Here is a 13,167-nt window from a genome sequence, read left to right on the forward strand (position 1 = left end):
CTGATAACGAAATCTGATAAAATCACTCCCTTTCATAACATTATTTCAGCCTGGCGCTGAGTAGATAATTTGCATAAAAATTCATCCACATGCATAATAATGTTGTTTCTATCGTCATATTCCGGGTGACTTATGCGAAGCTCGTCTAAGCAAGAAGAATTAGTAAAGGCGTTTAAAGCGCTACTTAAAGAAGAGAAATTCAGTTCTCAGGGAGAAATTGTTCAGGCGCTGCAGGAACAAGGCTTCGATAACATCAATCAGTCGAAAGTCTCCCGCATGTTAACGAAATTTGGCGCAGTGCGTACCCGTAACGCCAAGATGGAGATGGTCTATTGCCTGCCAGCAGAACTTGGCGTGCCGACCACCTCCAGCCCGCTCAAAAATCTGGTTCTGGATATCGATCATAACGACGCCGTAGTGGTGATCCACACAAGCCCCGGCGCCGCACAGCTGATTGCCCGCATGCTGGACTCGCTGGGTAAAACGGAGGGTATCCTCGGGACTATCGCCGGCGATGACACCATCTTTACCACACCGGCTAGCGGTTTTTCCGTGAAAGATCTCCACGAAGCGATTCTGGTTCTGTTCGAACAGGAACTCTAATCCCCTCTCCCCGTAGCGCCGCTGCGGGGATCGTTCTGCTTCCGCTGCGTTCTCCCCTCTTTTCTACTGCCCTTCACTTTGACAAATAGTGCTTTTTAACACCCATTAACATTCACATGGTGAATGCTAAATCAAAGAATCGCACAAAAAATCAAAAGTTGATATCCATATGATTTCATTAGCTATCACCAACAAAAACGTGCAAAAAACACCCAATATTATGCAATTTGGTTATAAAAAAAGTACTGGTTAACACGTAATAACAATAGAAACCATTAGTCTGGTATTAATTTTTACCGTTATTAGTGTATACTTGATTTTGTGATGAGGGTCACGAAACAAGACCCCACTAAAAAATTCGACGAGGTAAGAATCATGAAAATCAAATCAACTGTAGCGGCTCTGAGCGTCCTGTCTGTCCTGTCATTTGGTGCTTTCGCGGCTGACTCTATTAATGCTGACCAGGCGCAATCCCGCCAGGCCATCGGTACGGTTTCTGTCGGCGCGGTCGGCACATCGCCAATGGACATGCATGAGATGCTGAACAAAAAAGCGGAAGAACAGGGTGCATCATCCTATCGCATCATCGAAGCGCGTTCTGGTGACCACTGGCACGCCACCGCTGAGCTGTACAAATAAGTTTTAGTAATAGCTGAAAACGTAAATCTCCACTCAACGGCACCAGGCATAAAAATAGCAGTTCAACCCTTCTCGCCGTTGAGTAAAAACCCTATTCAGGAGTATAGACTATGAAAACCAAATTGATCATCGCAACCCTTGGTCTGGCATCCGTTCTCTCTTTCGGCGCAAGTGCAGCCGTACAGCAGGTGAATGCCGACCAGGCACAAAATCTACAGAGTATGGGCAGCGTCTCCGTGACGTCTGTCACTGGCTCACCGATGGATATCCGTCACGAACTGGCCGCCAAAGCTGAAAAAGCAGGTGCCAGCAGCTATCGCGTCACCGAACTGAATCAGGGTGACCACTGGCACGCAACTGCAGAACTGTATAAATAAACCCTCGTCGTATCTCATCATACGACTTGCCCCTGGCCTCATGGTCAGGGGCTTTTTTCATTCAATGCCGCGCGTTAAAGCGCAACTGCCCTTCAAGCTCTTCTTCCGCTTCATCGAACAGCAATATCAGCGCGCCAAAACGTCTTCGCAGCTTATCGGGCAAATGGATAAACTCAATCTCCAGCGGTAGCGGCAACAGACTGCCGGTGACCACGTCCCAAAGCGTATCCAGATTCGTCACGCTTTCCCTTTCAAGATCAAACACCCGGATAAATTCCCGGTAGAAGTCTTCCTGACTGTCGATCTCGTCAAAATCAAACGTATAGGTTTTCATTGCCAGCCACCCAGTCCAGGCGAGCGGCAGCTGCCGCCCTGTCTATTATAATCCCCCAATATGCAGGGTTTTAACTTCCAGATACTCTTCCAGTCCCAGCACGGAGCCTTCTCGTCCAAGACCTGACTCTTTTACGCCGCCAAAAGGCCCGAGCTCAGTGGAGACGGCGCACTCGTTAATGCCAATCATCCCGCTCTCGATAGCCTGTGAAACGCGGAAGACCCGTGAGAGATTCTGGGTATAGAAGTAAGCCGCCAGCCCATAGGGCGTGTTGTTGGCGCGCTGGATGACTTCATCTTCCGAGGTGAAACGGAAGCACGCCGCCACCGGGCCAAACGTCTCTTCTTCTGCCAGCTTCATGCCTTCATGGCAGTCGCCCAATACGGTAGGCATCCAGAAATTCCCGCCAAGCGGATGAGGCTTACCTCCTGCCAGTACGGTTGCGCCCCGGGCAACGGCGTCGTCGACATGCTCACGCACTTTGTTCACCGCAGTAGGTTCAATCAGCGGCCCGACGACCACCCCCTCCTCAAGACCATTACCCACCTTCAGCGCATTCACCGCATCGGCGAGTTTATTCACAAATTTGTCGTAGACGGTTTCCTGAATATAAAAACGGTTCACGCTGACGCAGACCTGCCCGGCATTGCGGAACTTGTTGGCGATCGCGCCCTTAACCGCTGCGTCGATGTCCGCATCCTCAAAAACGATATACGGGGCATTTCCCCCCAGCTCCATCGAGACTTTCTTCATGGTTTCGGCGGCGTTACGCACCAGCGTTTTGCCGACGGAGGTTGAGCCGGTAAAGGAGATTTTACGCACGTCGCGGCTTGCCATAATCGCATCGCTGATTTCATGCGTATTCCCGGCAACGGCGTTGAGAACGCCATCGGGCACACCGGCCTGTTTCGCCAGAGTAAGCAGCGCAAAGGCGCTGAGCGGCGTGTTGTTGGCCGGTTTAATAACCCCGGTACACCCGGCCGCCAGCGCCGGGCCTAACTTGCGGGTGAGCATGGCCATTGGGAAGTTCCACGGCGTAATCGCAGCGACCACACCAATGGGTTCACGGGTCGCCAGAATGCGTGAGCCAGGTTTGATCGGTGGAATAATTTCACCATTCGCGCGTTTAGCCTCTTCGGCAAACCACTGGATAAAGCTGGCGGCGTACTCCACTTCGCCCTCCGCTTCTTTCAGGGGTTTGCCCTGTTCGGTGGTCATTAACCGCCCGAGCCAGCTTTTATTCTCAATAATCAATTCATACCAGCGGTAGAGAATCGCCGAGCGTTCTTTCGCGGTTTTGGCACGCCATGCCGGGAAGGCTTTGGTGGCCGCTGCGATGGCGTCTTCGGTTTGCGCTTTACCCGCTTTTGCGACTTTAGCAATGACCTCACCGGTCGCGGGATTCAGCACATCAAACGTCGTGTCCAGCGTTTTCCAAATGCCGTTGACCAGATAGCCGGTCTGAAAAAGGATGTGGTCCTGAAGCGCCTGGGTCGTCATGTGTCCTCCCTTTCTGAAATGTAAGAACGTGCTGGAATAAGTATAGCCACAAAAAAACCGACGCTTTTGGCGTCGGTTTTTTTACTTCAGTCAGTTATCCGTGAGGGCATTCTGGTAGCGATGCAGCATAAACACTAGCCTTCCTACCGGCTCGGTCACCTGAGGCGGCGCTTCCCAGTGCTTGAGCTTTTCCTGATAGACATCGAGCTCTTCAAGCAGCTGCGTAAAGTAACGACGCCGTTTGTCATCGCTGCCGGCGGAAAGCACATGATCGGCGGTACGACGTAACTGGCGGTGGAAGGCCGACAGATCGTCGTTGATCGGCACGGGCGCGTTACGCAAACGCTGGTGCGCGATGATCAGGGTTAACGCCAGGCGGAATTTCGCGATGTCGCCCGGGAACTTGTTCAGCAGTAAAAACAGCTGCTGGTAGAGCGCGGGAAGGTGGTTCTCTTTACGGCGCGCGGTATTGGTTGTCAAAGACGACACGGCAGCCGACACGAACTGGTTCAACAGCACGCGGCCCGTTCTTGCCTGCGAGTTATCCCGCACCAGCAGTATCACCATCATTGCCAGGAAACAGCCCACCAGCTGACCTAACGCGCTGTCGAGGAACTGGCTGAAATGGAAGGTCATCGGGTTATCGAGCACGATGATGTTAATCGTACTCGCCAGCGCACCCAGCGATCCCAGGCGCCGCTTTTGCACTTCAATGCCGATAAAGAACGCCATTACCGCCAGGCTAATACAGAGCAGCAGCATGCTCTGTTGCGTCGACGGGATGATGACCAGAAAGTAGAGCGCGCCTATCGGCAGGGCGGCAATGGCGCCGTACAGGAAATCGATGGCGACCATACGCGGATTAGGCAGACGCATCGCCAGTGCGGTAACGACGGCAATCATCACCATCGCGCCGTTGCCGGACGTCCAGCCCGTCCACAGCCAGAACAGCGTGCCGAGCATACAGGCAAGCGTCGTACGCCAGAAGTTGACCATCGCGTGATGGCGCTCAGCGGATTCCGCCTTGATCACCACTTCGCCCTGCAGTACCTCTTCTTCTGCCGCGCTGATTTTGGTGTTACCAATCACGCCGCGTTTCAGCAGCAGGTAGCGCGTCGCAGCGCCGACCCAGGTGTAGATCGTTACCGGCGTGTCGCGCTCCCCAGTCCAGGCAATCACCCGGCGCATACGCTTAAGCTGCTTATGCACGTCCTGCACGGTTTCCACCGGCTCGGCGAACAGTTCGCGGAACGTGTCAGTGACCGCTTCCGGCCGGGTGTTCTGAATCAGATAGGTTTCACATGCCTGGGTAATCAGCGTCAGAGAGACAGTATTGAGGGCTTTAAGGCGACGATTTGCGCGGGCCCAGCGCGAGGACTCCATGTTAAGGTTGCTACGCATCCCTTCCAGCGCCTGCGTGCGACGAACAAGCCCGCTCCAGGCTTTATCGACCTCTTCGCTGTCGCCGTGTTTAATACACAGCTGCATCAGCTGGTATTGAGCAACGATCAGCGCGTCAAGCTCACGGTCGACTTCCTGCTTGATGGAGCGCGGAGAGAACAGCAGATCCGCGACAATCGCACTCACGATACCAATGACAATCTCGCTGCAGCGCTCAACTGCAAACTGCGGGGCGAGCAGCGGCTCGGACTGAATGGTGATGACAATAATCAGCGCGGTATAGCCCGCCAGCCCCCAGGCGTAGGAGTTCTCCACTTTCACCAGAGATGAGATCCAGGTGCAAAAACCCGCCCAGATGCAGCACACCATCAGCATCAGCAATGGCGTGCGGATCATCAGAATAATAATGGTGAGCGCCGCGAAACAGCCGATAAACGTCCCGATGATACGCAGCATCCCGCGATAGCGGATCGCGCCTGAATAGGGTTCCCCACCCGCGGCAAAGGCTGGACCCGCCGCGACAATAGCAGCCGTCAGCACTGCCCAGCGAGGGGTTTCAAGCTGGAAGTGGAAGCCAACAAACAGCGCCAGCACAATGGCACACGCCAGCTTCACGGCGAAGCGAATGTGCTGGCTGGCGATGGAAAAGATGCCCATAGCGATTAACCAAACTCGCGCAGACGGTGGGCGATTTTACGGAAGAACGAGTCCTGGCTGGCATCCCGATCTTTTTCACCGGTAATCACCACCGTCGCCGTGGTACCCGCAGGCCACAGGTTGCCCTGCTGTTCGTCCAGATGGATACGGACCGGCACGCGCTGGGCCAGACGCACCCACTCGAGGTTGGAATCCACCGTTGCCATCCCTTTGGCATCGTTCGAACTGCTGGAGTTAGTCACCCCTGCGGCGACGCTGTCGACAGTACCTTTAAAGACGCGATTGCTGCCCAGCGGCGTAATTTCTGCCCGGTAGCCCGGGCGTACGCCTTCCAGCTTGGTCTCTTCCATATAGGCGAGTACGTAGAAGGAGTTCTGTTTCACCAGCGCCACGGCTGTTGAGCCACGGGTAATGAATTCCCCGGCATAGACGTTAAGGTTGGTCACCCAGCCATCGGACGGCGCGCGGATCACGGTACGCTCGAGATCGAGCTTCGCCAGATCGCGCGTTGCCTGCGCTTTCGCCAGCTGGTGCAGCACGGTTTGCAGCACGTTGTTGGACTGGTCAATCTCTTCACGGGACATTGCCTGAACGCCAAGCTGGTTACGGCGGCCAGCCTCGCGGCGTTTCTCCGCAGCCAGCGCCTCGTAATAGGCCACGTCCGCTTCCGCCTCTTCCAGCGCTTTCTGGTAACGAGGCTGGTCGATGGTGAACAGGACCTGATCTTTTTTCACCAGTTGGTTATCGTGAACGTTGACCGCCGTAATAAGACCGGCCACGTCAGGAGCGATTGCCACCACATCGGCGCTGAAGCGTGCATCACGCGTCCACGGTGATTCAGTGTAATAGACCCAGGCGCGGAAAATAGCGATGAAGGCGAGGATAACCAGCGCCATGGTGATGGCAGTGCGGGAGATTTTTCTTGTTAGCGTTTTCACATCAACCTCAGACAAACATGCGCGATATCAGGTAAAACAGGCAGCAATACAGCGCGGTATTGAACAATGCAGGGTGCCAGACGAAATCGTAGATCCCGGTAGGGACCAGCACCTTGCGCACCAGCCAGAAGATCGCCAGTGATAAAAGAAGCTCGAAAAATATCGGTGGGAAGGACAGACCGAACACCACGATAACGGGAAACAGACTCATGTTGACCTTGATTAGAGAGAGTGCAGGCTTCAGAATTTTTTTAGCGCACGCCATCGCAGGAGAGCAAGAAACGCCGGGCGAGAATGGCGCAGCCGTTATGTAATAAATAATATATTAACGTAACTGTTATGCTGTTATCTATAATATGTGATCTAAATCACTTTTAAGCCAGAGTGAACAATGGAACGTTTAAAACGCATGTCGGTCTTCGCCAAAGTGGTTGAACTGGGCTCCTTTACCGCCGCTGCACGCCAGCTTCAGATGAGCGTCTCATCCATCAGCCAGACGGTGTCCAAACTGGAAGATGAGCTTCAGGTCAAGCTACTCAACCGTAGCACCCGCAGCATTGGCCTGACGGAAGCGGGCAAAATTTACTATCAGGGCTGTCGCCGTATGCTGCTGGAAGTGCAGGATGTTCACGAACAGCTCTACGCCTTCAACAACACCCCCATCGGCACGCTGCGCATCGGGTGTTCTTCAACTATGGCACAAAATGTTCTCGCTGCCATGACGGCGGATATGCTGAAAGAGTATCCCGGGCTTACCGTTAATCTGGTGACGGGTATCCCGGCGCCGGACCTGATTGCCGACGGTCTGGACGTGGTGATCCGCGTCGGCGCGCTGCAGGATTCCAGCCTGTTCTCGCGTCGGCTGGGCAGCATGCCGATGGTCGTCTGCGCTTCGAAGAGCTATCTGGCCCAGTACGGTGTTCCGGAGAAACCCGCCGATCTCACCAACCACTCGTGGCTGGAATACAGCGTGCGACCCGACAATGAATTTGAGCTGATTGCCCCGGAAGGGATCTCCACCAAACTGCTGCCGGAAGGGCGATTTGTCACTAACGATCCGATGACCATTTCGCGCTGGCTGGTGGCCGGCGCCGGGATTGCCTACGTGCCGTTAATGTGGGTGATCAACGAGATCAACAGCGGCGTGCTGGAGATCCTCTTCCCGCGCTACCAGTCCGATCCGCGTCCGGTGTACGCCCTGTATACCGAAAAAGACAAACTCCCGCTAAAGGTGCAGGTGTGTATTAACTATCTGACCGAGTATTTTGTGGACGTAGCAGAGCTGTTTCAGGGGATGCGGGGAAGAAGGAAAGAATAGGTTTTGTAATTCGAGACACCTCTCCCGGTTTGGGAGAGGGTTAGAGTGACGGGAAAACTTACGCCGTGCCGCCCACCGTCAGGTTGTCCACTTTCAGCGTTGGCTGGCCCACGCCAACCGGCAGGCTCTGGCCCTCTTTACCGCAGACGCCCACGCCGTTATCCAGTTTCAGATCGTTACCGACCATCGAGATCTGCTGCATGGCTTCAATACCGGAGCCAATCAGCGTCGCACCTTTCACCGCTTTGGTCACTTTGCCCTTCTCGATCAGGTACGCTTCTGAAGTAGAGAAGACAAACTTACCGGAGGTAATGTCCACCTGGCCGCCGCCAAAGTTAGGCGCAAAGATACCGTAATCTACGGATTCGATAATCTCCTGCGGCGTGGATTTACCCGGCAGCATATACGTGTTGGTCATGCGCGGCATCGGCAGGTGCGCGTAAGATTCGCGACGTCCGTTGCCCGTCGGCGCGACGCCCATCAGGCGCGCGTTGAGTTTGTCCTGCATGTAGCCTTTCAGCACGCCATTTTCGATCAGCACGTTGTACTGGCCGGGCGTACCTTCATCGTCGATAGCCACCGAGCCGCGACGATCGCGCATCGTGCCGTCATCCACCACGGTGCACAGTTCAGAGGAGACAAGCTGCCCGATCTGACCGCTGAAGACCGACGTCCCGCGACGATTAAAGTCGCCTTCCAGACCGTGGCCCACCGCCTCGTGCAGCAGCACGCCCGGCCAGCCAGCACCCAGCACCACCGGGAATGAGCCCGCCGGCGCCGCGACGGCATTCAGATTCACCAGCGCCATGCGCACGGCTTCTTTTGCCCACGCGTCAGCGCGCGCTTCACCGTCAACGTCGCCCAGGAACCAGTCATAGCCGAAACGACCGCCGCCACCGCTTGAGCCGCGCTCGCGTTTGCCATCATCGTCGACCTGCACGCTGATGGAGAGACGTACCAGCGGGCGAACGTCTGCCGCCAGAGTGCCGTCCGTTGCCGCCACCAGAATCAGTTCATACACACCGCTCAGGCTGGCTGAAACTTCCTGCACGCGTTTATCCGCCGCACGGGCGACTTTGTCCACGCGACGCAGGATATCCAGCTTCTCTTCACGGCTCATGCTTTGCAGAGGATCGATGCTGGTATAGAGCGCAGAGTGCTGCACTTCTCCAAGGGTTTTCACGCGACCATCGCCAGTATCACGCACAATGGTACGCGCGGCCTGCGCGCTCTGCTCAAGTGCAGCCAGGCTAATCTGATCGGCATAGGCAAAACCGGTTTTCTCGCCGCTGACGGCGCGGACGCCGACGCCCTGGTCGATGTTGTAAGAGCCATCTTTAATGATGCTGTCTTCTAAAACCCAGGATTCGTGATAGCTCGACTGGAAATAAAGGTCGCCGTAGTCGAGACGGCGTTCGGTCAGTTGACCAAGAATGGAGAACAGGTCCTGATGATTCAGGCCGTTCGCTGCGAGCAAATGTTCACTTACCAGGTTCAGACTCATCGTATTGCTACTCGTTCGTTGCCGCCCGTGGCGGTATAAAGATCGTATTTATTGAGAGTGAGGCAATTACCTGCCCACGTCAAATCATTGCTGTGCATCTTTGCGCGGCTGGCGCAGCACCTCGTTAATCTGCGGTTTATCGACCGGACCGGTAATGCGGTAGCGCAGAATGGAGACCTTGCTCCACAGCGGCCCCAGCACTTTGCTGGCGGCAAACACCGCCGCACCGACAATCGGGTTCACCACAAAGGCCGCCGCAACGCCCACGCTCGCGGAAATTTCCGGTGCCACCACGGCTTCCATATCCAGTTCGCGGCGCACGAGGTTGACCGAGCCTTTCATGGCGATATCCGCTTCCAGGCCATCCACCAGCGTATCGTCCGTATGCAGAACGCCGTCCTTAATCCATGCCGTACTGCGGATGGAATCGTAGTAGAAACCTTCGCTGAACGTATCGCTGAAATCGAAGCGCAGCTTGCGCAGCAGCGCATCAAAACTCAGCAGGCGCAGGATCTGCCCGGCGCGCCCCGTGCTCACGTCGGCGATCTCACCTTTACCAAAGTGGGTTTTCAGAATGCCGTTCAGCGAGGCCTCATCCGGCTTCCACGGAGCGTCGCGCCAGTGAAGATCGTAATTAACATCAAATGACGAACCGCGCAGCGGCGTGCTGATACCAAAGAAATTGGCTGCCGCATCCAGCTTGTTGCCTTTAATGTCGCCCTTGAGGGACGTTCGCTGCTCGCCCGGGTTATTCACCCACTCCCCTGCGGCCGTCATGCGGCCAAAGCCGGTATCAACCAGGCCACCGGAGAGCGTAAGCGTGTTGGCCTGAATAGTGAAATCACCGTCAATACGGCCATATTTCTGCCCCCACAGCCAGCACTCAGCGCAGCGCAGCTGGAGATCGGGCCAGCCGCTAAAATCGACGCGGGAGGCATTACTCAGCGGAGACGCTTCCGCCGGTTTATCTTTCCCGCTCGTGGCGCTTGCCGGGTTGTAGTAGAGATAGCGAATCGCCGCCTGCCATGGCGCGTGATTGCGCATGGTCAAAGTACCGTTGATCTCTCTGCCCTGGGCCTCTACCTTCGTGCCGTTAGCGCCAGGCTGCGAGACGATGCTCAGATTGTTCCACTGCTGCCCGCCCAGCATCAGCGAAGGCGTACGTACGGTAATGGTTTGCGGGAACTGGGCGGTTTCATCAACGTTTTGCCCAACGCCTTTCTGGAACAGCGCTAGCCACTCTGCACCGTCCATCGGTGGGAGATTCAGCTCAACGCCCGTCTGCTCCGGCAGCGGCGGCGTGGAGCGGCTATCCGTTGTCCAGATGGCTTTGTCGAGGGTGAGCTTGCGGTTAAGCAACCAGCGGCTGTTGAAGTGGTTTGTCCCGCCCGCGCTGCCGGTCAGTGCGAAGCTGTTCAGGTTGCCATCGACGTTCAGCTTTACCGGCAGCGGCTGTCCGGCCTGTTTATCCAGCGGCGCTGGCAGCTGGCTTCGAATATTCTTCAGGTCACCCGTGATGTCGACCTTATACTGGGCTCCCGCGTGATAAGGCAGGTCGATTGCCACTTTACCCTGCCAGGCGACCGCGCCATCCACCGACGCCTCAATGGGCTTCGGCAGGACGTCCATACGCGCTGGCTGCCAGTTACCGTCCAGATTGACGGCCACCTGATACGCCTTTTCACCCTCTGTGGTCGTGAAGTCGATATTCACGGGCTGATTAAACCAACTGGCAGTAAGCGGCTCGCTCTTCAGGTTACCGTTTTCAAAGCTGAACTGCCCGCTGAGATTTTTCAGCGTGCTCTCAAGGGGTTTGATGAACAGGCTGTTGTTCTTCAGGCGGACATCACCTTTGGCGGTGGTCATCTCTCCGTCCAGCGGGATATCAAGATGTAAGCGAGCATTCACATCGCCATCAAGCTGCAGCTGCTGAAGCGTCGCCGCCAGTGACTCTTTCAGCGGCGTCTCCTCAAAGTACGGTCCTACCGCCTTGCCGGGACCGTTGATCTCGGCATCAATCAGCAGCTTCTCTTTGGAGTAATCCGGGATGTTGGCCGTCAGATTGCTGGCCGTCACGCCGCCCAGCGCCACGCTGTCGGACTTCATCCAGAGTCCGTCATTGAGGAAATTAAGTTCGATATCCAGGTTTTTCAGCGCGGGCCAGCCCGGCTGGAACGCGAAGGTAGCGTCATGCAGCGGGACCAGAACCTGGAACTGACCTTCATTGTGTTTGTACGGGAACAGATGGGGATTACCGCCGTAGACCAGCGTGGCATTATCCGCCTGACCGCCCTGAATCGCGCCGCTGAGATAGTCTACCAGCGCTTTCCCCATCAGGTTTTCAGGGAAATAGCGCCAGGCCTGGGAGCCATCATCGGTACTGATCCCGGCCAGAATCCCCAGCCATGGCTCATCGCCTTCAGGCTGCAGATAGCGAAAATCGCCGCGCGCGTGCACCGCTTTCGCTTTGACGTCGATATGCCGGCCATCGAGCTGGAAACCCTTATCGTTACGGAGCCAGTTAAGCACTGCGTTGCCCTGTTCGATTTCCAGCGGCGCACGGAAGACCGTCTCGTAAGGCATTTTGGCGTCGTGCATATCAACCGTCAGCCTGCCGTTCTCCACGCTGCCTTCCAGCTTGCCGCTAAAGTGCTCCGCCCCCGGCAGCAGCTTCCACTGCTTCCAGGCAAGATCTTTCCATGTCGCCTGGAAACGGTTTTTTTCGGTCGCCTGAAGTGGGATATCCAGCGCCAGAGAATCTATCTTTCCGCTCGGCTGCGTAGCCAGCCAGATCTCGCCCAGGTCAGGAGAGAGCTTTGCCGCCATCGAGCGTAGCCCTTCAATGGCGGCCAAATCCAGGTTACTGGCACGGATGCGCAGCTCGTCGCTGCGTTTACTGGCCGTGCCGCCAACGTCCTGCTCCGGCATCCAGGCCAGCGTCAGCGCACCGCGCGGCCACGGCTTGCCATCCATCGTGATGCGCGTATCGGGAATGGCAAACTGCCAGCCCTCTTTCTCCTGCGTCACGTGCGCGGTGAGGTTATCGACGGAAAGCTGATGCTGTTGTTTTTCGCCTTCCCAGCTCGCGCCCCCCTGCTTGAGCCAGATATCACCGCTGGCAAATTCGCCTTTCGTCAGGGTCAACCAGCCCTCAAGGCTGAAGCGGGCCGTTTCCAGCTGCATGTTTTGCTGGAGCCAGTCGCCAAGCCACGGCTTGACGTCCACATCGTCGGCCTGCAGCCAGACTTTGCCGTTATTTAACAGGCCGTCATCGTCGCGCAGATCCATGCGCACCTGCATCACGCCGTGCTGGCCGTTCAGGCTTGAGAGATTGACCTGCCCCTCGGCGCGGTGCCGATCCTTACCGTTAAGCCAGGTAAGCTGCGGGATCGCCAGCTCGGCGCGCTGCCCGGAAAGGGTAATAAAGCTCACTTCGCTGTCGCGCAGATCGAAATGATCGAACTGGCGGAGGAAAAGATCGCTGAAGCGGTTAGCTTCAAGGCCCTGACCGCTATCGCCGCCAGACAGCGGCGTATTGGTCAGAAACTGGAGCTGATAAAAGGTGAGATCGCGAAACTGCCAGCGCAGATGCAGCAGGCTTTGCCAGACGTCCAGCGCCAGGGTCACGCGTTTGATTTTCAGGTAGCCGCCATCTTTCAGGCTGGCGTTGATATCCCGGACATCGAGCGTCGGGCCAAAATTCTGCCAGTTAGCGCTGACCTGGCTTACGTTCACCGGCACGCCGGTGGTGGATTCGATTTTCGCCAGCAGCTGCGGACGCCAGCTGTCCAGATGCGGTAAAACGAGGCGTAGCCCGCTCACGAGCAACGCGACAATCACGACCAGCGTTGCCCCTGTAAGCAATAAAATCCCCGGCAATCGCCTCACGCATCTCT

General features: G+C 56.2%; 11 protein-coding genes. 4 read left to right on the top strand and 7 right to left on the bottom strand.

Going from position 1 to position 13,167, the window contains the following annotated elements; translation table 11 throughout:
- Window positions 1-132 precede the first annotated feature (132 nt).
- From argR to yhcN (KGP22_RS20015), 3 genes are all read left to right on the top strand, one after another.
- Window positions 133-603, top strand: coding sequence for a transcriptional regulator ArgR (gene argR / locus KGP22_RS20005; protein WP_023309388.1), 471 nt, complete (start codon window positions 133-135; stop codon window positions 601-603).
- Between the two features lie 375 nt (window positions 604-978).
- Complete coding sequence (yhcN, locus tag KGP22_RS20010; protein WP_023309389.1) at window positions 979-1,242, top strand: peroxide/acid stress response protein YhcN; 264 nt, start codon at window positions 979-981, stop codon at window positions 1,240-1,242.
- A 110-nt stretch (window positions 1,243-1,352) separates the two neighbouring features.
- On the top strand, window positions 1,353-1,619 hold the full coding sequence (yhcN, locus tag KGP22_RS20015) for a peroxide/acid stress response protein YhcN (protein ID WP_111964988.1): 267 nt from the start codon (window positions 1,353-1,355) through the stop codon (window positions 1,617-1,619).
- A 61-nt stretch (window positions 1,620-1,680) separates the two neighbouring features.
- On the opposite strand, the gene KGP22_RS20020 is transcribed toward yhcN (KGP22_RS20015), so the two are convergent.
- The 5 genes from KGP22_RS20020 to aaeX form a co-directional block, all read right to left on the bottom strand.
- Complete coding sequence (locus KGP22_RS20020; protein ID WP_008502839.1) at window positions 1,681-1,953, bottom strand: barstar family protein; 273 nt, start codon at window positions 1,951-1,953, stop codon at window positions 1,681-1,683.
- 45 nt (window positions 1,954-1,998) lie between these two features.
- Window positions 1,999-3,453: an NAD-dependent succinate-semialdehyde dehydrogenase gene (locus KGP22_RS20025; protein ID WP_149367561.1), complete on the bottom strand. Its 1,455-nt coding sequence runs from the start codon at window positions 3,451-3,453 to the stop codon at window positions 1,999-2,001.
- A gap of 90 nt (window positions 3,454-3,543) precedes the next feature.
- Window positions 3,544-5,511: a p-hydroxybenzoic acid efflux pump subunit AaeB gene (aaeB, locus tag KGP22_RS20030; RefSeq protein ID WP_223580596.1), complete on the bottom strand. Its 1,968-nt coding sequence runs from the start codon at window positions 5,509-5,511 to the stop codon at window positions 3,544-3,546.
- A gap of 5 nt (window positions 5,512-5,516) precedes the next feature.
- Entirely contained in the window at window positions 5,517-6,449 is a 933-nt protein-coding gene (gene aaeA, locus KGP22_RS20035; protein ID WP_111964991.1) for a p-hydroxybenzoic acid efflux pump subunit AaeA, read from the bottom strand.
- A gap of 7 nt (window positions 6,450-6,456) precedes the next feature.
- On the bottom strand, window positions 6,457-6,660 hold the full coding sequence (aaeX, locus tag KGP22_RS20040; RefSeq protein ID WP_003860416.1) for a p-hydroxybenzoic acid efflux pump operon protein AaeX: 204 nt from the start codon (window positions 6,658-6,660) through the stop codon (window positions 6,457-6,459).
- A 180-nt stretch (window positions 6,661-6,840) separates the two neighbouring features.
- On the opposite strand from aaeX, the gene aaeR reads away from it, so the two are divergent.
- Window positions 6,841-7,767 (top strand): HTH-type transcriptional activator AaeR, encoded by a 927-nt coding sequence (aaeR, locus tag KGP22_RS20045; protein ID WP_023616809.1) that lies wholly within the window; start codon window positions 6,841-6,843, stop codon window positions 7,765-7,767.
- 58 nt (window positions 7,768-7,825) lie between these two features.
- Here the strand turns inward: aaeR and tldD are convergent, their stop codons facing one another.
- Together tldD and yhdP are read right to left on the bottom strand one after the other, a co-directional pair.
- Window positions 7,826-9,271: a metalloprotease TldD gene (gene tldD, locus KGP22_RS20050; RefSeq protein WP_023309396.1), complete on the bottom strand. Its 1,446-nt coding sequence runs from the start codon at window positions 9,269-9,271 to the stop codon at window positions 7,826-7,828.
- Window positions 9,272-9,355: 84 nt separating this feature from the next.
- Window positions 9,356-13,159, bottom strand: a complete 3,804-nt coding sequence (gene yhdP, locus KGP22_RS20055) for an AsmA2 domain-containing protein YhdP (RefSeq protein ID WP_223580598.1) — start codon at window positions 13,157-13,159, stop codon at window positions 9,356-9,358.
- Window positions 13,160-13,167: the final 8 nt, after the last annotated feature.

Source organism: Enterobacter sp. JBIWA005 (genome assembly GCF_019968805.1).
Lineage (GTDB): Bacteria > Pseudomonadota > Gammaproteobacteria > Enterobacterales > Enterobacteriaceae > Enterobacter > Enterobacter vonholyi.

Coding starts and splice junctions, on each gene's coding strand:
- aaeX (WP_003860416.1), bottom strand. CDS start 6,660: ATGAGTCTGTTTCCCGTTATCGTGGTGTTCGGTCTGTCCTTCCCACCG.
- KGP22_RS20025 (WP_149367561.1), bottom strand. CDS start 3,453: ATGACGACCCAGGCGCTTCAGGACCACATCCTTTTTCAGACCGGCTAT.
- tldD (WP_023309396.1), bottom strand. CDS start 9,271: ATGAGTCTGAACCTGGTAAGTGAACATTTGCTCGCAGCGAACGGCCTG.
- yhcN (WP_111964988.1), top strand. CDS start 1,353: ATGAAAACCAAATTGATCATCGCAACCCTTGGTCTGGCATCCGTTCTC.
- argR (WP_023309388.1), top strand. CDS start 133: ATGCGAAGCTCGTCTAAGCAAGAAGAATTAGTAAAGGCGTTTAAAGCG.
- aaeR (WP_023616809.1), top strand. CDS start 6,841: ATGGAACGTTTAAAACGCATGTCGGTCTTCGCCAAAGTGGTTGAACTG.
- aaeB (WP_223580596.1), bottom strand. CDS start 5,511: ATGGGCATCTTTTCCATCGCCAGCCAGCACATTCGCTTCGCCGTGAAG.
- yhcN (WP_023309389.1), top strand. CDS start 979: ATGAAAATCAAATCAACTGTAGCGGCTCTGAGCGTCCTGTCTGTCCTG.
- KGP22_RS20020 (WP_008502839.1), bottom strand. CDS start 1,953: ATGAAAACCTATACGTTTGATTTTGACGAGATCGACAGTCAGGAAGAC.